Here is a 22,973-nt window from a genome sequence, read left to right as displayed (position 1 = left end):
TGACCATGGAGTGTCCTATGCGCGTACTGGCATCCCTGCTGTGCCTGAGCCTCAGTTCCGCTGCCCTCGCCGACACCTTGCCCAGCTTTCTCAACAGCAACGAAACCATCCGCAACCTGCCCGTTCCCAACCTGCCCGCCGACGCCTATCGCCCGAGCGCGGCGCCGCTGCAAGTGCCGGACCCGGGTGCGACCGCCGCACAGCCACTGCTGATGGAAACCAAGGTCAACCTCAAGACCGTGCAGATCGAAGGCGGCACGATTTACCCGCTCAACGAACTCGCGGAAATCTACAAGCCCCTGATCGGCCGTCAGGCCAGCCTTGCCGAACTGATCGAAGCCACGCGCAACATCACCCGTCGCTATCAGCAGGACGGCTATCTGTTGTCCTACGCGTTCCTGCCGCAACAGAACTTCGATGACGGCGTGGCCCGCGTGGTGCTGGTCGAGGGCTATGTGCGCGATATCCAGATGCAGGGCGACATCGGTCGGGTCAAAGGCCTGCTCGATAAACTCGCCGCGAAAATCCAGGCCGAACGCCCGCTGACGCGCAAGACCTTCGAGCGCTACACCACGCTGATGAGCCGTATTCCTGGCGTGACCATCCAAGCGCAAGTGCCGCCACCGGGCACCACCGATGGCGCGACCACCCTGGTTGCCCAGGCCAGTCGCAAACCGTTCACCAGCACCCTGAGCACCACCGAAGACAACCGCAACGGCCCGCAGGCGTTGCTCGGTGTCAGCAGCAATTCGCAGACCTCGATGGGCGAACAGTTGAGCCTCAGCGGCCTGTTCCCACCGGGCGACGACAAAGAGCATTACTACCGTCTCGACTACAGCCAGTTCCTCGATACCGAAGGCACGCAACTCAACGTCTCGGCCTCGCGTTACCGCGCCGACCCGGACACCGACGTGCTGGTCGGCGGTGGCGGACGCCTGAGTACCCACCGCGAGAACGATCGCTACTCGATCGGCTTCAGCACGCCCTTGATCGCCTCCGCCAACGAGCTGCTGACGGCCGGCTCACGTCTGTATGCGGTCGATGACAAGACGCGCTACGACGGCATCAACTTTCCCTTCAGCACCGAACTGCGCACCGATGTCCGCGCCCTGGCTTTCGAAGGCGACTGGCGCAAGGCCGACGCCCGCCAACTGCGCATCCTCAGTGCCGGCGTCTACCAGGGCTTCGACAGCCTCGGCGCACACACCAACTACGACGACATCGACCTGGATTTTTTCCGCGTGCGCTTGTCCGGCGTGCAGAGCGACAAGTTCCTCGACAACTGGCAAGGCGTGCTCTCGGCGGCGCTGTACTGGAGCGACGACACCTTGCCCGACAGCGAACGCGCCGTGTTCGGCGGGCAGAACTTCGGCCGTGGCTACCCCGACGACCAGGCCTCGGGCGACAAGGGTTGGGGCGTGGCCTACGAGGTCAACTACAGCTTCAACCGCGACGGCAACTGGGTGCGCATCCTGCAACCCTACGTCGTTGTCGACCGCTCGCGCAGCTGGTTCAACCAACTGCCGGTGCAGGCCAACAACCTGTCATCGACCGCCGTCGGGCTGCGCTTTGGTGATGCCAAGTATTACAACGTGGCGCTGGAAGTGGCGAAGGCGATGTCGGATGAAGCACTGGATACGTTCAATCGCAAGCCTCGGTACAGCATCAGTTTCAGTTATCAGCTGTGATGGCCGAGCGGTGTGTCAGTCAGGATTTTTTTGACTGACGCACCGCCTTCGCGAGCAGGCTCGCTCCCACAGATTCGGCGGTGTTCATGGTTGCTGAGTACAACCGCCGTCCCTGTGTGAACGAGCCTGCTCGCGAAAGCGTTCGGCTATTCAACCGATTTATCGCAGCGCTTTAAACCAGCCGTTTAAACACACGCCCCGTTACCTCGCAACAGCCCACAAATCCTTGCGCCGTTGCCTACGGCTACGCCAGAATCCGCCGGCTTGTGCGCCTGGGGCGCGGGTTCTATCGTTTGCCTGCCACTGCTCATCAGTGGTCGGGTTTAGCAGCTCGCCGATACCACGTTGCACCAGTTCTATCAGTCTGGAATACATTCCTGTGCTTGATGGCGGCTGTGCGCAGGGCGCCCTCGGGCGCGCCGATTTCGTGGCTCATCGGTCTGCTAACCTGCGTCCAGCTGCCACCCTTATCGTTTAGCAGCGAGAGGTTGCGGCCCTTACTCCACAAGGAGACTGAGCCCGTGAAAAAGATAACGCCCGATCCACCCCTTGCCGATCCGACTTTCGCCGACCCGCTCGTCGAAGCGCAAAAACTCAAGGAAGCCGCCGACCGCGCCATCGATTACTACCTCAACCCCCGCCTCATCAAAGACCCCGCCGCACCGCGCAAACCCAGCACCCTGTTCATCGTCGACCCGGCTGCGGACAACGAAACCCTGTTGGTCCATGCCTGCGAATCACTGGCCTCGGCGAGCATCATGGCCAGCGACCTCGCCGGATTTATCGATGGACCGCAGCGCAGCTCCCTGCTGGGGATACAACAGGTGATCATGCTGGGCGAACTGGCGGTCAACCGCGTACTGGACAGGCTCGTGCCGGAGTGACAAGAGCAAGAGGCTGGTTGCGAAGGTGGTGAGACAGGCAGAGCGTTGTTGGCTGACTGGCCGCCATCGCTGGCAAGCCAGCTCCCACAGGATTCATGTACATCAGGCAGGAATGGGTTGGCTGGCAGGGCGCTATCGCGAGCAGGCTCACTCCCACAGTTTGAATCGAGTACATCTGCGAGAAACAGGTCGGCAGGCAGACCGCCTTCGCTGGCAAGCCAGCTCCCACAGGATTGATGTACATCAGGAAGAAAATGGTCGGCTAGCAGGGCGCAATCGCGAGCAGGCTCACTCCTACAGTTTTGATCGTGGGTGTTCAGTGAGAAACAGGTCGGCTGGCAGGGCGCTTTCGCGAGCAGGCTCGCTCCCACAGGATTGATGTACATCAGGAAGAAATTGGTCGGCTGGCAGGCCGCCTTCGCGAGCAGGCTCGCTCCCACAGTTTGAATCGAGTACATCAGCGAGAAACAGGTCGGCAGGCAGACCGCCTTCGCTGGCAAGCCAGCTCCCATAGGATTGATGTAAATCAGGAAGAAATGGGTCGGCTCCCAGGCCGCCTTCGCGAGCAGGCTCGCTCCCACAGTTTGAATCGAGTACATCAGTGAGAAACAGGTCGGCAGGCAGACCGTCTTCGCTGGCAAGCCAGCTCCCACAGGATTGATGTAAATCAGGAAGAAATGGGTCGGCTGCCAAGCCGCTTTCGCGAGCAGGCTCGCTCCCAAAAGCAAAGCAGCGCAGCTGCCCGCGGCGAAGCCGCCCCACTCAACAATGAGCGCAAGCTCGAGTGCTCTTGATCTTGATCTTGATCCACCGGCGACGTCGGAAGGCTGAGCGGAGGGATTGATCCGGGCGTGGGAGCGTAGCGACCGTCTGGCGCAGCCAGACACAGCGGAAGGAGGTGCAGCGAAGCAAACCGGAGCCGCTGCGCCCGGATCAGTCCCGGAGCGAAGGAACCCGAGCCTGCGAGGGCCGAACGCAGGAGCTAGCGTTTTTTGCTTACTTTTTTAGGCGCTTGTAAAAAAGTAAGTCGCCGTCAGGCGAAACCGCCAGCCGCAGCACCCGAAGCAACGGATATTCACCCAAAACCCCACCAACACGGTCGGCCCAAAGGCCGCCGAGTTCACCCACCCTGAACCTTAGGCTTGGGAAAAAGATTATCGAGAGTCTCCAACAACCTGACGTGATAAATCGGCTTGCGAAACAGATCCAGTACCTGCAACCGCAACATATCGCTGACATCCTCCATATCCGCATGCCCCGACATCACAATCACCGGCAAATGCGCCCGCGACGTATGCTCACGCAACCGCCTGATCAGCGACATGCCCGACTCCTCCGGCATACGCAGATCAGTAATCACCAAAGCAATATCCGGATGCCGGGTCAGATGATGCAGCGCGAGCTTCACCGACGTCGCGGTATGACAGACAAACCCCTCCCCCTCCAGCAACTCCGCCAACTCCAGCAACGCGTCTTCTTCATCATCAACCAGAAGCAGTTGTTGGCGGGGCGACGAAGACGCGTTCATAGGCAATACCTGAATACTGAAAGGTAAATCCAGTGTAGTGCGATATCAGCCAGGTGCAGTGTTCACAAGATCAGGGCGTTGGCCGAGTCACAGCCGTACCATCGAGCGAGGTCAGAATATTGTTGAAGATCGCCAATACCCTGTCTCCAAGCGGAGTGACGAACGCCACAACCACCACAGCCACCATCGCCACCACAATCGCATACTCGATCGCCGAAGCACCCTCTTCACTGCGGGCAAACGCGCGAGCCTTGGCGATCACATAATCAAAAGTCATACGAAACATAGGTCCACTCCTTCGCGCCTCTGGCGCCGACATCACCACCGCGGCAAGGTTCCACCGTGCCACCTGAGCATTGTCAACAAACCCCCGCCCAACAACTGTAAGAACGCATTAATCACAAAGCATTAATCCCAACGTGTCTCGGCCATTTCCCGCTGTTAACCGGCCAGACTCACACTTTGGTACGGTTATTTTGCCTGTCACTAATGGCGCTTTTGCTTGGATCAGCTAGCTTGGAAATAGCGAAATAGTTGCATGTTCATAGCTGCCGATTCAGTCCGCCTTTCGCAAGCAAATGCAGTCGGTTGTGCAGCAGGAAAGGGAGAGCCGTCATGAACAGTCGCGTCACCATGGGCCTAGCCGCGTTGCTGTTGCTCGGCGCGGTTTTTGTCGGTTACTGGGGGCTGGTGCTCAGTCGTCAGCCGGCCCCGGTCGCCGAGGCGCCCGTCGCCCCAGCGGTCAGCATTGAACAGACTGTCGCGATTGCCGAAGACCAGACCCGCCAACCGGTGGTGGTGCTGCTCCACGATGTAGCGCCGTTCACGCCGCTGACCGCCGCCGATGTAACCGTGGAAAAACTGCGCAGCGCACCGGCCGGCAGCCTCAGCAGCATCGAACAAGCTGTCGGCCGCACGCCTTGGCGCCACCTCAGCACTGGCACCTGGCTCAATGACGAAAGCTTCCAGGCCGGCGGTGCGCTGGCGCGGATGATTCGCCGCGACGAACGCGCGCTGACCGTGGCCGTTGACGAAGTGATCGGTGGCGCCGGGCAATTGCTGCCGGGCGATTACGTTGATGTGCTGCTGTATCTGCGCGAGGACGCGAGCAACCTGCAGCAGTCGGCGCAGATCGCCGTTCCTGCCTTGCGCGTGCTCGGAATCGGCGATCAGTACGGCCTGACCAATGACGGCCAACCGGCATCGCCCAGCCTCAGCGCCGAAGAAAAAATCAAACAGGACCAACGCCGCATCGCCGCACGCACCGTGGTGCTGGCGGTGCCGGAACAACTGCTCAGTCGTCTGATGCTGGCCACTCAAGTCGGCACGTTGCGCCTCGCGGTGCGCAGCAGCGAAGAACAGCGGCTGGCCAAATATTGGGCCGGCGAAGCGCAATCGCCCGCGCACCTGGATCGGGCCAATAGCCAGCTTTTCCAGTTCACTCAACTCGCCCTGGGCAGCGCGCAAAAAGCACCTGCCACCGCCAGTGCCGGCGCGGCGCCCAGGCCTGCGGTGGAAATCATTCGCGGCAACCAGATCAGCCAACAAACCCCATGACTGCGCAAGGATTCACGTGCATGCAGAGTCGACTCAGACCGACATTAAAACCGGCGCTCCGGGCCTTGCTGTTGTTGGGATTGACGATGGACAGCGCCCTCGCGGCGGTGGGCAATTGCTCGGCACTGCCGCGCCTGCCCTCGGTGATCGAGATCGGTGAAGGCTTCCAGCAGGATATGCAGTCACCGGTGGCAATCACTCGGCTGGCAGTGGGCGATCCGAAAATTGCCGACGTGCATGCCAATGGCGGTTCGTCCTTTCTGCTCACGGGTGTCGGCCCCGGCGCGACCAGCCTGATGGTCTGGACCGCCTGCTCGGCGCAGCCGCAGCAAGCCATGGTCTTCGTCCAGGGTGCGGCGACCACGGCGCTGACCAGCAGCGTGCCGTCCGACGATCCGACCCTGCCATCGCAGGTGCAGACCGACATCCGCTTCGTCGAAGTCAGCCGCACCAAACTCAAGGAAGCCACGGCGTCGCTGATCGGCACGCGTGGCAATTTCCTGTTCGGTTCGCCCGGCACGCTGCCACCGATCGACGGCGTGCCGCAGCCGCGCCTGCCGGTGGATAACTCGCTGTTCAATTTCTCCTGGGTCGGCGGCAAGACCATGGCGATCATCAACGCCCTGGAAACCAGCGGCTTCGCCTACACCTTGGCGCGGCCGAGTCTGGTGGCGTTGAACGGGCAGAGTGCGAGCTTCCTGGCCGGCGGGGAAATCCCGATTCCGGTGCCCAGTTCCGGCAGCGACAGCGTGTCGATCGAGTACAAGGAATTCGGCATCCGCCTGACCCTGACGCCAACCATCATCGGCCGCGACCGCATCGCGCTGAAGGTCGCCCCGGAGGTCAGCGAACTGGATTTTGCCAACGCGGTGAACATCGCCGGCACCACCGTTCCGGCGCTGACCATCCGCCGCACCGATACCAGCGTGTCGCTGGGTGATGGCGAAAGTTTTGTCATCAGCGGTTTGATCAGCACCAGCAACAGTTCGCAGGTGAACAAGTTTCCCGGCCTTGGCGACATCCCCATACTCGGGGCGTTTTTCAAGGGTTCGCAGATCAAACGCGAAGAGCGCGAACTGCTGATGATCGTCACCCCGCATCTGGTCCAGCCATTGGCGGCGGACGCGCGACTGCCGTCATTGCCGGGGGAGAAACTGCGCAATTACGACCCGAATTTCTATCGCATGTTCTTCCTCGAGAACGGTAACTTCGACAAGCGCAGCGGGTTGTCGCAATGAGCCAGAATCTCAGTCAGACCTTCCTCGCCATCACCCGCAACAGCACCGATCTGGAATGGCTGCAAAGCGCACTCGCGCCACTGGGCCAGGTGGTCAGCGCCGGTGCCGGCAGCCTCGACGAACTGCTCGCACTGGTCGATGTGACGTTCGCCAATCTGGTCTTCGTCGGTCTCGATCGCGAGCATGTCGTGGCGCAAAGTGCGCTGATCGAAGGTGCGCTGGAAGCCAAGCCGATGCTGGCAATCGTCGCCCTCGGCGACGGCATGGACAATCAGCTCGTACTCAATGCGATGCGCGCCGGTGCACGGGATTTCGTCGCCTATGGCTCACGTTCAAGCGAAGTCGCCGGGCTGGTGCGGCGCTTGGGCAAACGCCTGCCCGCCGTCACTCCCAACACGCAGCTGGGCGGGCTTACCGTGATGTACGGCGTGCAGAGCAGCTCCGACGGTGCCTTGCTCGCCAATCACATGGCCATGGTGGTGCAGAAGAGCGGCCAGCAAACCTTGCTGCTCGACCTTGGCCTGCCCCGTGGCGACAGCCTCGCGCTGTTGGGGCTGGAGAGCTCGTTTCACTTCGGCGACGCCCTGCGCCATCTGCGCCGGCTCGACGCTACGCTGATCGACAGCGCTTTCACCAGCGCCGACCACGGCCTGCGCATTCTTGCCTACGCCATCACTGACGAGCCGCTGGAAACCACCAGCGCCGCCGAGCTGTACATGCTGCTCAGCGCCTTGCGCCAGCACTTCCAGCACATTGTCGTGAACCTCGCCGGGCAGGCCGACAGTGAGGCGTTGCGCACCTTCGTCAGCCATTGCGACAAACTGCTGTGGTACACCGACCAGAACGTACTCAACTGCCGACGCAACCTCGCCGTGCTTAACCAGTGGCGCGATAAAGGCATGAAACTCGAGCACGGGCGCTTGCTGATCGATCGCTACCTGAGCAACGTCGCGCCGGATGCCGAGACCCTGGGCAAGACCTTCAATCTGGAAGTCATCGCCGTGCTGGCCTTTAGTCCCGATGTGCGCCTGAACGCGAAAAACCAGGGCGTCAGCCTGTTCGAACTGGCGCCCCGGGAGAAACTCACCCAGAGCCTGCGCACCCTCGGCGAGCGCTTGGCGAAACGCTCCGAAGGCCTGAACAAACCGAAAGTCACCTGGTTCGACCGTCTGCGAGGCCACTCATGAGCGCAGAAAAACTCTTTGGCGCAACATCGCACGGAGCGATCGGCAACAGCGATCACGAAGGCCTGAAACTGGTCCTGCACCGCTACATCATCGACGCCATCGAGGAGTCGGGGAAAAACCTGCTGGAAGGTTCGCGCCAGCAACTGGCGCAGTTCGTCACCGACAAGGTCGCCGAATACATCGCGCGTTTGCACCTGGCGATCTCGCGCTACGAAATGGAGCGCCTCGGCGAAGAAATCGTCGACGAACTCACCGGATTCGGCCCACTGGAAGTCCTGCTGCGTGACCCGTCGGTGACGGAAATTCTGGTCAACGGCCCGCACCGGGTGTTCATCGAGCGCGACGGCGTATTGCATCAAAGCGATCTGCGTTTTATCGATGCGCATCACGTCGAGCGGGTCATGCAACGCATCCTTGCGCCGCTCGGGCGCCGCCTCGATGAGTCCTCGCCGATGGTCGATGCGCGCCTGCCGGACGGCAGCCGGGTCAACGCGATCATCCCGCCGATTGCCCTCGACGGCCCGTGCCTGTCGATCCGCAAGTTCCGCAAGGACATGCTCAAGAGCACCGACCTGATGGCGATGCAGACCATCGATCTGGCGATTTTCGAATTCCTGCAGAACGCCGTGGGCAAGCGCTGCAACATCCTGATCAGCGGCGGCACCGGCACCGGCAAGACCACGCTGCTGAACATCCTCAGCCAGTTGATCAACCCGCACGAACGGCTGGTGACCATCGAAGACGTCGCCGAACTGCAACTCGGCCACCCGCACGTGGTGCGCCTGGAAACCCGCCCGCCGAATGCCGAGGGCCATGGCGAGGTCAAGGCCAGCGACCTGATTCGCAACGCCCTGCGCATGCGTCCCGACCGGATCATTCTCGGCGAGATCCGGGGCGTCGAAGTGGTCGACGTCCTCACCGCGATGAACACCGGCCACGACGGCTCGATGAGCACCGTGCACGCCAACAATGCCCAGGACGCGCTGCTGCGACTGGAGACGCTGGTCGGCCTGACCGGGCGCTCGATTGCCGAACGCACCCTGCGTCAGATGATCTGCGCCGCCCTCGACGTGATCATTCAACTGACACGCATGCCCGATGGCCGGCGCTGCGTCAGTGAAGTGGTGGAAGTGGTCGGCATTCGCGAGGAGGTCTACGTCACCAACACCCTGTTCCGCCTCGACCGCCGCACGGGGTTCGGCTTTGTGCGCGAAGCGGTCAACCCGGCCGGCGACAAGCTGCGCCACGACGCTCACCTGGGCTGACGGCGAGGAGCACGCAGATGCTGGGACCGATCATTCTCATCGCCATTTGCCTGATGCTGCTGGGGCTGTCGATCTATCTGTTCCTGCAAGGGCTGCGCAAGACCGCGAAGGAAAAAGTCCTCAATCGACTCGCCGCCGGACAACCGCAGCTGGCCGTCGAGCAGGCCAGGTGGGTTGGACTGGAACGGATGTTTTTACGTGCCGGACTGGGTCGGCCGAGCGAGCGTTTCGGCCTGTGGCTGAGCCTGTGGGCGGCGGCGATGGGCCTGGGATTTTTACTCGGGAGCTGGGTTGGTTTGCTGATCATGTTGCTCGTCCCGCCCGTGGCGTTGCGGTTGTACATCGCCATTCGCTACCGGCAACGGATCCGTCGCATGATCGAACAACTGCCGCAACTGCTCGACCACACCGTGCGCAGCCTCAAGTCCGGCCGCACCCTCAGCGACGCAGTCCTGGGCGCCATCGAAGCCAGTGAAGACCCCTTGAAAGCGGCCATGGGCCGGGTGCAGCGCAACGTGCAACTGGGGGTGAACTTGCCTGACGCCGTCAGCGATTTTGCCGAACTCTACGAGCAGGACGAACTGCGTATGTTCGCCCTCGGCCTGAAGGTCAACCACCGCTACGGCGGCAACGCCAGTGAGCTGCTGGAGAACCTGATCAAACTGATCCGCGAGAGCGACCAGGGCGCGCGGCAGTTGCGCGCGCTGACCGGGGAAACTCGCATGACTGCTTGGGTTTTGGGTTTGCTGCCGCTGATTCTGGTGAGCTATTTCATGCTGACCAACCCCGGCTACATGCTCGGCATGTGGCACGACGAAAGCGGCCAGACCATGCTGCTCAGCGCCGCCGTGTTGCAGGTGTTGGGCAGTATGGCGCTGTGGCGCATGTTGCGGAGCGTTTGAGATGGTCTGGCTCGCGGCGTTGCTGTTGCTCCTCGGTTCGCTGTTATTGCTGGGCAATCACCTGCTCACCGAGCGCCGCCGCGTGCGTCAGGTGCATCAGCGCTTGCACGGTCAATTGGTCCGGGAGAACCGTTTCGGCCACTGGCTGCGCGCGCTGGGCAACAGCCGTTTCGGCCGGGGCTCGGTGAGCATCGACAGCGAAACCCAGACCCTGCTCGGCCGCCTCGGCTGGCGCCGCGCCAACGAACGCGCGCTCTTCGCCGCCTGCCAGATCGGCACGCCGCTGCTCGCTCTGGGGCTGGCGATCTTTTTGCAGGAAGTGTTTTTCCCGCAGACCAGTCACCGCTGGATGGCGCCGATGTTCGCTGCGGGCGGCGGCTATCTACTGCCCAAACGCCTGCTCGCCTACGCCGCCGCCCGCCGACAGAAAGCCATCGCCGTGGAAATTTCCACGTTCATACCGCTGCTGCGCATCCTCTTCGAATCCGGCATGGCGGTGGAACAAGCGTTGCGCGTGCTCAGCGTCGAAGCACAGAAACTGCTGCCGGAACTGACCAGCGAACTGCGCCTGATCCTCAGCCGCGTCGACTCCGGTCTGGAGCTGGGGCAGGAGCTGAACAAGACCGCAGTGATGCTCGCGGTGGACGAATTCACCGACACCTGCGTGATCCTCCAGCAACTGATCCACCAGGGCGGCGGTGCGATGAAATCGCTGCTGGCGCTCAAGCAATTACTCGATGACCGACGCCTGACCCGGCTGCAGGAGTACATCTCGAAAATGTCCGCGAAGATGTCGGTGGTGATGATGCTGTTTCTGTTTCCGGCCCTGCTGATCGTACTGGCCGGCCCGGGCTTCACCGCCATTGCCCGCGCGTTCGCAAACTGACCTTGGCTCATGGAGAGCGTTTGATGAAAGTACTGATAGTCATGGCAAGTCTGTTGCTGCTCAGCGGCTGCGCCACGGATGGCCAGGCGCCGTGGACCTCGCTGCTGTCGCCGTCCAGCTGCAGCAAACTCACGTCGGAGCAGGAACTGTCGCTGAACCTCGCCGATGATCTGGCCAGCGACGGCAAGCTCCACGCCAGCCTCGCCAACCTGCAAAGCCTGCCGGACAACCTCAGCGAAGTGCGCCTGCGCAAAGCCAAGGTCTATCGCCTGCTCGGTCGCAGCGAAGCCGAGCCGCTCTACCGCAGCCTGCTCGGCGGCTGCCTCACCGCCCAGGCCGAACATGGCCTGGGCCAGGTCTACGCCGCCCGCGGCGACAACGGCCAGGCCCAGGCCCACCTGCAACGCGCCGCGCGCCTGGCGCCCACCGACGAAAAAATCCGCAATGACCTGGGCGTGGTCTACCTCAACCAACTGCGCCTCAACGAGGCTAAATTCGAATTCCTCACCGCCATCGAACTGAGCCAGAACAATCAGTTGGCGACGCTGAACATGGTCACCCTGCTGCTCTACCAGAACGACTGGCCCCAAGCCGCGGAAATCGTCAGCCGCTCGAAACTGACCCCGGAACAATTCACCGAAGCGCAGCAACGCGCGGAAAAACTCAAAGCCCCGGCCCACGCCAAGGCCACACCCGGCGACCGCGTCGCCGCCTTCATCGACCCGTTACCGCCGACGCTCGAATAGGAGACAGCCATGACCATCCGCAAAGGCCTGTGCTACCTGACCCTGCTCACCCTGCCCCTCAGCGCCCACGCCATCGACACCGGCCCTGCTTCTGCGCAGCAGCAAGAAACCGAAGGCTGGCTGGTCCTGCAAAGCCGCAACAAAGCCGCCTCCCCCAAACCTCAGAGTGCAACAGCCACCGAACGCGAACTGGCGATGCGGCGCTGGCTGAAGAAATACCAGTACGAGATCCCGGATTTTTATGATCCGGATGCGGGCGGGAAGATCGAGAGCAAGAATTAGTTTGGTGGTGCCCTTGAAGGCCCCTTCGCGAGCAGGCTCGCTCCCACAGTCGACCGCGTGCTTTCGGTGGGAGCGAGCCTGCTCGCGAAGAACGATAACGCGGTTTCAGCTCTGCGGATCAACCCGATCCAGCGCCCGATTCACCGCCAGCTCGGCCAGCATGACAATCTGCTGAATCGCCAACGCCGTGCTGCGCTGAAACCCGCTCAACTCGCCAGCGAAATTACTCGCCATCGCACTCGCTGACGTCAGCGACTCACAGGCATGCGCCAACAAGCTTTCGGTATCGACATTGGGCACCACCATGAACAGCGCGCTGGGCGGGTGCGGTTTTGCGGGTTCGGGGCAGAGATAGAAATCGAGCGCGCGTTTTATCGCTTCGCGGTTTTTCACAAGATCGTCGGCGCGCATGGCGTCTTCGAGCGGGGTGGTGGGGGATGGGGGTGGGTCTGGGATCAGTTTGTCCATTAAAACGGCTCTCCAAAATCTGCGGTGCGACCCAATGCCATTCTCACGGGGCAAAAGGTGGCAACTGTATGCGGGGTGAGAATACCGGTTATGGACACCCGGCCAGACCGAAGTCTGCCCGCACACAGCCGCCATGACACATTGCAGACAGCGGACAAGCTGGCGGCGATTATGCGTGCACAGATACTGGATGACCATAAGTAGCAGGGTTCTCACACCCGATCGCCGAAGATTCGACGACAGCCAGAGACTAGTGACCCGACGTCCGACGGACAACCTGAAAACCTTGTGGGAAGGTTCTGGCAAATCACACACAGATTTAAACAATCAAAACCAAAAGCACCCTCACCCTAGCCCTCTCCCAGAGGGAGAGGGGACCGACCGAGTTGTTTGGGCGAAGTACACCGACCTGAAATACCGAGTCGAACACAGATTTTGAAGCAGATCAAAAGCACCCTCACCCTAGCCCTCTCCCAGAGGGAGAGGGGACCGACCGAGTTGTTTGGGCGAAGTACACCGACCTGAAATACCGAGTCGAATGCAGATTTTGAAGCAGATCAAAAGCACCCTCACCCTAGCCCTCTCCCAGAGGGAGAGGTGACAGACCGAGTTGTTTGGGCGAAGTACACCGACCTGAAATACCGGGTCGAACACAGATTCTGAAGCAGATCAAAAGCACCCTCACCCTAGCCCTCTCCCAGAGGGAGAGGGGACCGACCGAGTTGTTTGGGCGAAGTACACCGACCTGAAAAACCGAGTCGAACACAAATTTTGAACAACCCACAAATCGGCTCCCTCTCCCTCGGGAGAGGGCTGGGGTGAGGGGCGAATCCAGCGCAAAACAAAAGCCAGACACCGCATGCTTTTCACCACTCAAAACAATGAGCGCAAGCTCGAGTAGCTTTTGATCTTGATCTGGGAGCCCGTCGGCAGGCTGAGTGGAGGGATTGATCCGGGCGTGGGAGCGCAGCGACCGTACGACGCAGTCGTACACAGCGAGTGTAGGTGCAGCGGAGCAAACCGGAGCCGCTGCGCCAGGATCGATCCCGGAGCGAAGGAACCCCGAGCCCCAGCGAGCGGGCCGAACGTCAGGGCGAAGACCTTTTGGTTACTTTTGGGGCGTTTGCCAAAAGTGACCCGCCGTAAGGGCGGAACCGTAATCAGCGACACCAAAAAAAACGGATATTCACCCCAACCACCCAAAGCATGGTCGGCCCAAAGGCCGCCAAGTCAATGCGCAGTAACCCGCTGCCGCCCAGCAGATCCAACGGGCGAAAGGGCCAAAGCCAACTGCGTCCGATTATGCATATGCGTCAACCGCAACACCTGCGACACATACAGCTTCACCGTGTTCTCGGTAATCCCCAACTCACAGGCAATCTGATAATTGGTCTGCCCCTTGCCCACCAGCCGCGCCACATCCAACTGCCGGGGCGACAACTGACTGAACACCACCGGCATCTCCACGGACTCAGGCTCACCATCACTCACCACCGGCACGGGCGAGCGCCGCACCTTGTCCAGATCCTGATAAAGGTCATCGATCGACTCGGACAAAAACTGCAACTTCTGATTCAGATGACCCAGATGCAAATTCTTCTGCCGTTCCTGCAAAGCCAGCTCCTGACGCTGCACACCCTCGAGCAACTCAGCCAGATCAATCGGCTTCTGATAGTAATCGGCAATCCCCGCACGCAACGCCTTGATCACATCCTGCTTGTCAGCGCGCCCGGTGAGCATGATCGCCTCGAACACCCGCTGCTTGCCGGCCAGCCGCTGCAACGCCTGGATCAACTCGATGCCGTCCATGTCCGGCATGTGCAAATCACTCAGCACCAGACCGATGTCCGGGTCCGCCCTGAACAGCTCGATGGCTTCAAGACTCGAGTCGCACGGCACGCAACGGTAGCCACTGCTCTCGAGAAACTCACAGAGTTCTTCGACGATCAGCGGCTGATCATCGACCACGAGGATTTTTACCGAATTAGGCTTGTTCACGAACCACTCCATTTGCTCGGCCAACGCTGACGGTTCCTGCACTTTGGTGGCGTATTCGCCTGAATTGAAAGTAGACCCACTTTCCGACTATGTACATAGGACTAGTGGCACCCCGCGATCAGGTGATCCAGTACAGCGAAAGCACTACACCTACCAACACGAACGGCGCAAATGGCAGCTTTTTTGACTTGTCCGGAGCCAGATGACCCACATGCTCTCTAACTCCTTGAGCCATATGAGGCCAGACTTTTGGCGCGAGCAGCAGCCACAGCACGCTGGCCACGCCCGCGCCGATAAACGCGCCAAGAACGAATACGCCGTTCGTCGCAAGAGCCAGGGCTGTCATTAATTTCACATCGCCGGCGCCCATGCGGCCCAAGAAATAACCCGGCAGCGTCAGCAGCAGAGCGATCAGGCAGGCCCAGCCGCCTTGCGCCGCGTTGGCGCCCAGCCAAGTAGTGCCAGTCGCCAACAACCAGACCAGCGCCAGCGCGCCCACGCCTAACGTCAAAGCGTTGGAAATGCGCCGCTGCCGGGCATCTTGGGCGGCGCAGATCGCCAGCCAGATCAGAACAAGGAAAATCTGCATCCGCTGAAAGCCGTCCGTTTTGCCTGAATGATTCTATGCTGATACTACGCAGTGACTGTCAGGGTAGACGCACGCATGAAAAACGGCTTTCGCAGGTCGCAAAAAGGTGCGGTGGCGATCGAATTCGCCTTGGTGTTCATCATCTTTTTCGCAGTGTTTTACGGGTTGGTCAGCTACGGCCTGCCCTTCGTGATGATGCAATCGTTCAACCAGGCCACCGCTGAGGCGGTGCGCCGCAGCGTTGCGGTGGACCCGACCACGCCGAACTATTCGACGGTGGTGGTCAACACCGCCAATGCCGCGCTGACCCAACAACTGCAATGGCTGCCCTCGGCCTTGAATCTGGTGGTCGGCACCGACACCAGTGCGGCGTACGACGCGGGGACTGGCACCCTGACCGTCAGCGTCAATTACCCGGTGAGCAAGCTCAATCAGATCATGCCGTTTCTGGTGCTGCCCGGGATCGGCACGGTGCCCAATCTGCCGACGCACCTGACCGCCCGCTCGAGCCTGCAATTTTGACCGCCGGCGATAAGCTTTTCGGGCGCTTGCTCAAGCGCGCCCCCGTCGCAGCCCACGACTTGCCGGACCACCTCGGCGCGCCGCCGATCGGCCTGCATTTTTATCTGGATGGCAACGGCGCCGTGTTGCAGATCGCCGGCCCGCTGCGGCATTTGCTCGCCCAGCACAAACCTCAGGGTCAGCCGCTGCCGCTTCGCGCCTATCTGCTGCCGCATAGCCTGCTGAGCGTCGAAGGCCAGCCGCGGGACTGGCACGGGCAATTGCTCGATCTGGATTTCACCGGCCTGAATGATCAGCCGCTGCACCTGCGCGGCTGGGTGCAGCCGCTGGAGGATGGCTGGCGATTGCAGCTGCTCGACATCGCCGACCTGTTGCTCGAACGTCAGCAAGCGCGCGACCGCGACGCCTGCCAGGCCCTTGCCGCACAGGTCAGCGACCGTCTGCGCACGTGCAGCCTGACACGCCTGCCGACGGTGCTTGGTGAACAATTGCAGGCCATCGCCCAGCGCTGGCACATCCCCTGCCTCGCCGTGGCGCTGCTCGATGAACAGGCCCAGGGCTGGCAGATTCATCAACAGTTTCGTGGCCACGACGCCCCGCAACTGTGGGAGGACGGCCAGCCATTGGGCACGCCGCTGGACAGCCTCAACGGCAGCGCACCGCAACGCCTCGCCGGCCCGCAGGGCCGCTATGAACATTCGCGATTGCAGGCCACGTTCGGCAACGCCAACGGTTTCGCCGTGCCCTACAGCAATGACCAGGGCGTGGTCGCGTGGCTGCTCTGTGGGTTTTATACGGTCGACAACATGGCGCCATGGCTGACCGATCGCGACTGGCTGACCCTGGCCGGTGCGCTGGCCGGACCGCTGCTCAGCCGCTTGCGCGAGCAGCGCCATGTGCAATCGATGGAGCGTCTTGATTCCCTGCAAAACCTGCTCGGCACTGGCTGGTGGGAAATCAGTGCCGAAGAGCAGATTGCGCTGGCGCCGACGCTGGCCTCGGCACTGAATCTCAGCGATCGCCTGCTGCCGGTAGAGGACTGGCTGTCGCTGTTTCATCCCGCCGACCGCGACGAATTGCGCAGCCGTTTGCGCGCCCTGCAATGGCAGGGCGATGCGCTGACCCTGAGCGTGCGTCTGCACCACGCGGAGGTCGGCGCAGCAGCGACGTGGTATCGGATTCAGGGTCAGGTCAGCGCCACCGGTGAGCATCGGCGTCTGGTCGGGTTCATGCTCGACATCAGCGACATCCAGAATCAACAACAGCGCGCCGCTGCCGCCCATGCGCGGCTGGATAATCTGATTGCCAGTTCACCGGCGGTGATCTACGTGCAGCGCTATGCAGAAGGCGCACTGGTTCCGGATTTTTTTAGCGCCAGCCTGCAACCCTTGCTGGGCTGGACGCTGGAAGATTGCGACACGACAGCGCTGGTCGAGCGCGTGCACCCCGACGACCGCGAACTGTATTTCCAGCGCAACCGCCAGTTGCTGCGCGAAGGCTCGGTGCGTGCGCGTTATCGCCTGCGCGACAGCCGTGGCGAGTACCACTGGCTGCTCGATGAGGCGAAACTGCTGCGCAATGATCTCGGGCTGCCGGTCGAGGCGGTGGGCCTGTGGCTGGATGTCACCGACGCGACGCTTGCCGCCGAGCAGGTGCGGCAGAGCGAGGAGCGCTACCGGATTCTGGTAGAGGATTCGCCGGCGATGATCTGCCGTTATCGCCCGGACCTGACGCTGATCTTTGGCAACCGACCCTTGGCGACTTATCTGGAATGCACCCCGGAACAACTGCCCGGCGTTGATCTGGGTGGCTGGATGTCCGAAGAACAGCGCGGCGCGTTTGTGCAGCGCCTGAGCCAACTGACCCCGGAACAGCCAGTGAGCACCGCCGAAATCAGCCTGCAATTGCCCGGACGCGAACACGCCTGGTGGGTCTGGTCGGATCGCGGCGTGTTCGATGAGCATGGGCAGTTGATCGAAGTGCAAGCGGTGGGCCGCGACAACACCGAGGTGCGCCGCTCACAACAGCAACTCACGCAAAGCGCGAAAATGGCTACCCTCGGCGAAATGGCCACCGGCCTCGCCCACGAAATCAACCAGCCGCTCAACGTGATGCGCATGGCCATCGTCAACGTGCTCAAGCGCCTCGGCAACGGTGATGTGCAGGTCGATTATCTGACCGACAAACTCAACCGTATCGACGCTCAGGTTCAACGCGCAGCGAAGGTGGTCGACCACATGCGTGTGTTCGGTCGCCGCTCGGAAATCGAACAACAATTGTTCAACCCGGCCCAAGCCATCGAAGGCACCCTGTCACTGCTGGCCGAGGGCATGCGCGGCAAAGGTGTCGATCTGCGCATCAGCGAAACTGCCTTCGAGGCGCAGGTGCGCGGCTACGTCGATCAGCTGGAGCAGGTGCTGATCAACCTGATGGTCAACGCCCGCGACGCGCTGCTCGGCAAGCGCGAGCACGACCCTGCATTCAAACCGTGGATTTCAATCTACGCCGAGCGTGACGAGGAAAGCGTGCGGCTGTGGGTCGAGGACAATGGCGGCGGCATCGATCCGCGTTTGCTGGAGCGGATCTTCGAGCCGTTCTTCACCACCAAGCCGATTGGCGTCGGCACCGGCCTGGGCCTGTCGGTGAGCTACGGCATCATCGCCAACATGGGCGGCCAGTTGAGCGTGCGCAACTCCACGGAGGGCGCACGGTTCTGCATCGAATTGCCGATCGCCAGCGACGATCAGATCACCAGATAGGCCTTGCCGGTCTGCCCGCAGGTCATGTTGGCGCCCACCTCGGTGTTCATCAGATTGATGCCCAGACCCTTGAGCAGATTGTTCAACAGCGGATCAAGCAATGGGCTGATCAAACCGGTGACCACCGGCAACAAGCGGTTGCTGACATCGCTGATCAGTGAAGCCACACCGGTGACGATGGCGCCCAGCGGATTGCTGCCCACGGGTTTGTAGACGATCAGGTTGATGCCGGACAGCGTGTTTGCCAGGCTGCCGACGATGTTGCTGGTCGGCGCGGCCGGCAGCAGGCTCGGCGGCAGTTTCAGATTGGCCGGGGTGGCGAAGGGAGTGGTGCTGGAAAACAGCAGATTCTGCGTGGTCTGCGCGACGCTGGTGTCGAGTTTTAGGGCGATGCCACCGGCGCCGAAGGTCACATGGCTGCCTGGGTCGCAACTGCCGAGACCGGCCAGTCGATAGCATGTGGCAATGCCCAGATCGATCAGCGGCAAGGGTGTAACCGTTGGCATGGCCGAAGAAGAAAACGCTTGGGCAGCGTCGATCTCGCCCAGTTTGAGATCAGCGATCGAGGTGACGGTATGTGCAGTCAGGCTCTTGGTGCCTGTAGAGCCCGCCGGACAACGATAATCTGTGACATAACTTTTCGCCCCGCCGGCATCCAGGCTGATGTCGATTTTCGGTGATGGCAATAATAGCGGGTCCAATTGGTGGCAGCCGATGCAGACAACCGAGCTCAATACCGCGACCAGATTAAGGCTCAGCGCGGCATTGAGCGTCGAGGTCAATCCGCCAACCAGCCCCGTCACGGCACTTGTCAATCCGCTAACGCCGGACAGCACCGGCAAATTCACCGACAGCAGCGTGCGCACCTGCGCCGTGCGCACATAAATCCGGTCCGGTCCCAACGGATCGGCCTTGGCCCGCGCTGGGTCGCCAATCGCCGAGAACTGCGGCGGCTCGATCACCTTCACCCGCACCGTGACACCGGCCAGCCCCAGCACGTTGACCGGCAAGGTCGCCGCCACCGCGCTCTTGCTGTTGGCCAGTTGCACCACGCCCTGCACCAGTTGCAGCAATTGCAGATTGGCATCCAGCCCCGCCGCCGTAGTGCCGGTCTGCAGTTGCAGGATCTCGCCGAGTCTGACCGGCGCCGCGTTGATCGCGGCGACCTGCAACTGGCCCAGCGCGGTGACCACTTGCGCGGTTGCGCCGTTGAGCTGCACCACCGTCGCCGCTGCCTGAATCAGTTGCGTCACGGTCGCTTGGGTATTGAGCAACTGCGTGTAATTGCCGGCGCCGACGTTGAGGTCGATCGCCAGTTGATCGAGGTATTTGAGCAGGTTGATATCGGTGTGCAGCAAACCGTCCCAGCCCAACGCCGTGAGGTTGACGTTGCCGCCGAGCAACCCGGAAAACAGCGGATTGAGGATGTTCGACTGCGCCGTGTCGATGCTGGCGAGGGTGCTGCGGATATTCAGTTGGGCGACGGTCGGCTGCGGTTTGGCCGCGACTGCCGATGCATTGAGGGTGGTATTGAGGCTGACCGGCGTGGCGCTGAACAGCGCCTGCACACCACCAGCAAAACTGCTGGTGACCGTACGACTGGCGGCGACTTTGACTGCGCTTGATTGCGTGGCATCGACGGTGAAACTGCGCAAACCGCTGGCAGCGGTGGCCAGCGTGCCGCAAGTGGTGACGAGCGTATTGGCGGCGTCCACCACGTAACCATTGCGCAGCGCACTTTGCCCGGCATAACTGGCGGCGCTCAGCCCGGGCAGGCAATTGCCGCCGCGACTGACCGCTTCGAGGGCGGCGGTATCGACCACCCGCTGCAATTTGCGCTGTTCCATGTACAAGCGACCGCTGTCGACCACCAGCAACATCATCACCAGCGCCAGACTCAGGGTGGCGGCTGCCATCAAGCCGATCGCCCCGCGTTGCCGGGCCGGGCCGTTGCCTTGCGATCCTGGCGACATGGCGCACTCCTTTGCCGGCGCAGTGCCGAGCGCTACCTCCGTTAATGAAAAAGAGTGTAGACGCGGTCGGTCGAGAGTGCTGGCGTGGCGCCATTCCTGTCACCACCGCCACGGTGGGAGCGAGCCTGCTCGCGAAAGCGTCGTGCCAGAAGATTCAATGCTGAATGACACACCGCCTTCGCGAGCAGGCTCGCTCCCACAGGGACGGTTCAGAGCGGTTCAACGCGGTGGATAGTTGGCCAGAATCCGTGCGACGGTCTCGCGAATGGCATTGCTGCGGTCAGCCGGATTCGGGCGGTTGCTGAGCATTTGTTCATCGCTGCCACGCCAGACCAGTTTGCCGTCCTTGCCGTCGAGCAGGTCGATCTGAATGGTCGCGACCTTGTAGGTGATGTTGCGCGTTTCGTTGTACATCGGCGCGCCCCAGTAGCCGTTCCACGGGCCACCCCAACCGCCGCCGTAATTGGTCGTCACTTGCTGTTGCCGGTCCTCGACGATCAGGTAGGTCTGCACGCTCAGGTCACCTTTGCCGCCGCCAGCAGCCGGGCGCAAACCGCGCTGATCGAGTTGATCGGACACCGCCTGGCGGATGCGCTGTTCGGTCAGGTCACTTTTGATGCGCGGATCATCGGGGCGATATTGCAGGGCCGGGTCTTTCCAGCTCCAGCTGCGATAAGCGGCAAAGTCGCGGCTGGCGTCGAAATCGTGATTGACCTGGTTGGCAGCGCAGGCACTGAGCAGCGCGGCAACAGCCAGTAGAGCGAGACGGCGGAACATGATTTTTCTCCGAGTGAAGACATGAACCTGCTGACACCAGGTCAGCTGGGAGGATACGCCGCCATGGCTTTTTCCACAGCCTCGCGGATCGCATCGGCGCGTTCGATCTGATTGCCCTGGGTGCCGGTTTCGGCGCTGGCGCTCCACACTGGCTGACCATTGCCGGCATCGAACAGATCGACCCGCACCACTACGACCTGCTCTTGATAGGTGCGCACGATCGGCACGCTGTTGTACATGCCGTAACCACGACCATAACGATCATAGCCGCCGTATCCACCGTAGTAGCCGTAATCATCGCGCACCTGACGCAAACGGGTCTCCAGACGCAGATCGGCGCTGACCAGCAGGTCCGCCGGGCGGTTGTCGCGCATCGGCCGCAAGCCGCGCTGGTCGAGGGCGTTGCTGACCGCCTCGGCCACCTGCGCCGAGTCGGCCCACGCCGTGCCCGGCGGCAACTGCCCGTTGCGCCAGGCCCAGTTGCGGTAGCGCCCGTAATCACGCGGCGGCGCCGGGTAGGCGCTGCGGTCGAAGGTGGTGGCGGCTTGCGGCGGTGCCGGCGGCAACGGCCGCGACTGCGCCACGTAGGGGTTGCTGCCTTGGCAAGCGGCCAACCCCAGACTTATCAGCAATAACCCGCATCGAGCTTTCATGTCGCGCTCCGCTCAGATCGGCCGGCAGATCCAGTGCAAGTAACGCCCAAGCCCGGCGAAGCCTGGGTGACGACGGTGCGCGAGTTCCATTTCCAGCAAGTCCGCCAGTTCGGCGCGGGCCTGGAATTCCACCGGCATGTAATCGTGAAATACCCGTACGCCGCTCTGACTTTCGACCTGCCACATACCGGCGAGTTGCGTTGCCAATTCCCGTGGGTCGAGAGGCTGCTGCGGGGTCAGGCTCTGCTTCTCGCCGGCCATGACGTTCTTGCGCATTTTCTTGAAATGGCCCTTGAGCAGATTGCGATAAATCAGCGCATCACGGTTGTAGAACGCCAGCGACAGCCAGCCGCCAGGGTTGGTCAACTGATGCAGCACCGGCAGGATCGCGTGGGGTTCGGCGAGCCATTCCAGCACGGCGTGGCAGATCACCAGATCGTAGGGCTCGGTGAGCTGACCGGGCAGTTCCTGCCACGGCGCCTGTATGAATGTCGCGGTGTGTCCGGCTTCGGCAAAACGCTGGCGCGCACCCTCGAGCATCGGCTCAGCCGGCTCGGTGAAGGTGACGTCATGGCCGCGCTCGGCCAGCCACAGCGACATGTGCCCAAGGCCCCCGCCGATATCCAGCACGCGCAGCGGCCGATCCGGCAAGGCCTCGGTCAGATCGGCCTGCAACACGGCGAGGCGAATCGCGCCTTTGGCGCCGCCGTAGATTTTTTCGGCGAAGCGCGTGGCCAACTGGTCGAAATGACGGTCGCTCATCAGCTGAACCGCCGTTCGCTGTCGGCGAGCTTGGCGCGCACCACTTCATTCATGTCCAGACCCAGTTCGCTGCACAGCAGCAACAGATACAGGACGATATCGCCGACTTCCTGCCCGGCGTGGGCGAGCTTGTCCGCCGGCAACTGGCGCGACTGGTCTTCTGTCAGCCACTGGAAGATTTCCACCAGCTCGGCCATTTCCACGCTGGCGGCCATGGCGAGGTTTTTCGGGCTGTGAAATTGCCGCCAGTCATTGCGGTCGCGAATGGCATGCAGGCGTTCGGTCAGTTCAACAAGGTTCATCGGGCTC

General features: G+C 61.8%; 22 protein-coding genes. 12 read left to right on the top strand and 10 right to left on the bottom strand.

What is annotated here, in order from left to right; all coding sequences use genetic code 11:
• Positions 1 to 17 precede the first annotated feature (17 nt).
• Both AB4N73_RS25020 and AB4N73_RS25015 read left to right on the top strand, forming a co-directional pair.
• Positions 18 to 1,688, top strand: a complete 1,671-nt coding sequence (locus tag AB4N73_RS25020; RefSeq protein WP_256811701.1) for a ShlB/FhaC/HecB family hemolysin secretion/activation protein — start codon at positions 18 to 20, stop codon at positions 1,686 to 1,688.
• 521 nt (positions 1,689 to 2,209) lie between these two features.
• The gene (locus AB4N73_RS25015; protein ID WP_041479635.1) at positions 2,210 to 2,572 is read left to right on the top strand and encodes a DUF6124 family protein; all 363 of its coding nucleotides are present in this window, start codon (positions 2,210 to 2,212) and stop codon (positions 2,570 to 2,572) included.
• Between the two features lie 1,120 nt (positions 2,573 to 3,692).
• Here the strand turns inward: AB4N73_RS25015 and AB4N73_RS25010 are convergent.
• Both AB4N73_RS25010 and AB4N73_RS25005 read right to left on the bottom strand, forming a co-directional pair.
• Entirely contained in the window at positions 3,693 to 4,100 is a 408-nt protein-coding gene (locus AB4N73_RS25010; protein WP_041480644.1) for a response regulator, read from the bottom strand.
• A 70-nt stretch (positions 4,101 to 4,170) separates the two neighbouring features.
• A complete protein-coding gene (locus tag AB4N73_RS25005; protein WP_370593582.1) occupies positions 4,171 to 4,386 on the bottom strand; it encodes a Flp family type IVb pilin in 216 nt (71 codons plus the stop codon).
• Between the two features lie 329 nt (positions 4,387 to 4,715).
• Between AB4N73_RS25005 and cpaB the strand changes: the two genes are divergently transcribed.
• The 8 genes from cpaB to AB4N73_RS24965 are packed head-to-tail and all read left to right on the top strand — an operon-like array spanning position 4,716 to position 12,163.
• On the top strand, positions 4,716 to 5,657 hold the full coding sequence (gene cpaB / locus AB4N73_RS25000; protein ID WP_256811979.1) for a Flp pilus assembly protein CpaB: 942 nt from the start codon (positions 4,716 to 4,718) through the stop codon (positions 5,655 to 5,657).
• Between the two features lie 20 nt (positions 5,658 to 5,677).
• On the top strand, positions 5,678 to 6,895 hold the full coding sequence (locus tag AB4N73_RS24995) for a type II and III secretion system protein family protein (protein ID WP_460142682.1): 1,218 nt from the start codon (positions 5,678 to 5,680) through the stop codon (positions 6,893 to 6,895).
• Complete coding sequence (locus tag AB4N73_RS24990; protein ID WP_252877378.1) at positions 6,892 to 8,082, top strand: pilus assembly protein; 1,191 nt, start codon at positions 6,892 to 6,894, stop codon at positions 8,080 to 8,082. The genes AB4N73_RS24995 and AB4N73_RS24990 overlap by 4 nt, the downstream gene beginning before the upstream one ends.
• Positions 8,079 to 9,347, top strand: coding sequence for a CpaF family protein (locus AB4N73_RS24985; RefSeq protein ID WP_310219102.1), 1,269 nt, complete (start codon positions 8,079 to 8,081; stop codon positions 9,345 to 9,347). Before AB4N73_RS24990 ends, AB4N73_RS24985 begins: the two co-directional genes overlap by 4 nt.
• Positions 9,348 to 9,364: 17 nt before the next feature.
• The gene (locus AB4N73_RS24980; protein WP_310219105.1) at positions 9,365 to 10,249 is read left to right on the top strand and encodes a type II secretion system F family protein; all 885 of its coding nucleotides are present in this window, start codon (positions 9,365 to 9,367) and stop codon (positions 10,247 to 10,249) included.
• Position 10,250: 1 nt separating this feature from the next.
• On the top strand, positions 10,251 to 11,135 hold the full coding sequence (locus tag AB4N73_RS24975) for a type II secretion system F family protein (protein WP_252883121.1): 885 nt from the start codon (positions 10,251 to 10,253) through the stop codon (positions 11,133 to 11,135).
• A gap of 23 nt (positions 11,136 to 11,158) precedes the next feature.
• Entirely contained in the window at positions 11,159 to 11,881 is a 723-nt protein-coding gene (locus AB4N73_RS24970) for a tetratricopeptide repeat protein (protein WP_130929666.1), read from the top strand.
• A 9-nt stretch (positions 11,882 to 11,890) separates the two neighbouring features.
• Complete coding sequence (locus AB4N73_RS24965) at positions 11,891 to 12,163, top strand: DUF3613 domain-containing protein (RefSeq protein ID WP_460142681.1); 273 nt, start codon at positions 11,891 to 11,893, stop codon at positions 12,161 to 12,163.
• A gap of 105 nt (positions 12,164 to 12,268) precedes the next feature.
• On the opposite strand, the gene AB4N73_RS24960 is transcribed toward AB4N73_RS24965, so the two are convergent.
• The 3 genes from AB4N73_RS24960 to AB4N73_RS24950 form a co-directional block, all read right to left on the bottom strand.
• Positions 12,269 to 12,631, bottom strand: a complete 363-nt coding sequence (locus AB4N73_RS24960; protein WP_460142680.1) for a DUF6124 family protein — start codon at positions 12,629 to 12,631, stop codon at positions 12,269 to 12,271.
• 1,230 nt (positions 12,632 to 13,861) lie between these two features.
• Entirely contained in the window at positions 13,862 to 14,641 is a 780-nt protein-coding gene (locus tag AB4N73_RS24955) for a response regulator (protein WP_460143611.1), read from the bottom strand.
• Between the two features lie 106 nt (positions 14,642 to 14,747).
• A complete protein-coding gene (locus AB4N73_RS24950) occupies positions 14,748 to 15,218 on the bottom strand; it encodes an A24 family peptidase (RefSeq protein WP_460142679.1) in 471 nt (156 codons plus the stop codon).
• 75 nt (positions 15,219 to 15,293) lie between these two features.
• Between AB4N73_RS24950 and AB4N73_RS24945 the strand changes: the two genes are divergently transcribed.
• The gene (locus AB4N73_RS24945) at positions 15,294 to 15,740 is read left to right on the top strand and encodes a TadE/TadG family type IV pilus assembly protein (protein ID WP_024011435.1); all 447 of its coding nucleotides are present in this window, start codon (positions 15,294 to 15,296) and stop codon (positions 15,738 to 15,740) included.
• Positions 15,737 to 18,499, top strand: a complete 2,763-nt coding sequence (locus tag AB4N73_RS24940; RefSeq protein WP_460142678.1) for a PAS domain-containing sensor histidine kinase — start codon at positions 15,737 to 15,739, stop codon at positions 18,497 to 18,499. Before AB4N73_RS24945 ends, AB4N73_RS24940 begins: the two co-directional genes overlap by 4 nt.
• Here AB4N73_RS24940 and AB4N73_RS24935 read toward each other — a convergent pair.
• From AB4N73_RS24935 to AB4N73_RS24915, 5 genes are all read right to left on the bottom strand, one after another.
• The gene (locus AB4N73_RS24935; protein ID WP_460142677.1) at positions 18,484 to 20,472 is read right to left on the bottom strand and encodes a pilus assembly protein TadG-related protein; all 1,989 of its coding nucleotides are present in this window, start codon (positions 20,470 to 20,472) and stop codon (positions 18,484 to 18,486) included. The genes AB4N73_RS24940 and AB4N73_RS24935 overlap by 16 nt on opposite strands.
• A 219-nt stretch (positions 20,473 to 20,691) precedes the next feature.
• Positions 20,692 to 21,249 carry a DUF4136 domain-containing protein gene (locus AB4N73_RS24930; RefSeq protein WP_041480657.1) on the bottom strand — a complete coding sequence of 186 codons (558 nt, stop codon included), beginning with the start codon at positions 21,247 to 21,249 and terminating at the stop codon, positions 20,692 to 20,694.
• A gap of 41 nt (positions 21,250 to 21,290) precedes the next feature.
• Positions 21,291 to 21,902 carry a DUF4136 domain-containing protein gene (locus tag AB4N73_RS24925; RefSeq protein WP_056787719.1) on the bottom strand — a complete coding sequence of 204 codons (612 nt, stop codon included), beginning with the start codon at positions 21,900 to 21,902 and terminating at the stop codon, positions 21,291 to 21,293.
• Between the two features lie 12 nt (positions 21,903 to 21,914).
• Positions 21,915 to 22,664: a methyltransferase gene (locus AB4N73_RS24920; protein WP_095180904.1), complete on the bottom strand. Its 750-nt coding sequence runs from the start codon at positions 22,662 to 22,664 to the stop codon at positions 21,915 to 21,917.
• Positions 22,664 to 22,966 carry a MazG-like family protein gene (locus AB4N73_RS24915; RefSeq protein WP_016771852.1) on the bottom strand — a complete coding sequence of 101 codons (303 nt, stop codon included), beginning with the start codon at positions 22,964 to 22,966 and terminating at the stop codon, positions 22,664 to 22,666. Before AB4N73_RS24915 ends, AB4N73_RS24920 begins: the two co-directional genes overlap by 1 nt.
• Positions 22,967 to 22,973: the final 7 nt, after the last annotated feature.

The sequence above is a fragment of the Pseudomonas sp. S3_B08 genome (assembly GCF_054667725.1).
Note: the sequence above shows the minus strand (reverse complement) of the source record. Positions and strands in the feature narration are given on the sequence as shown.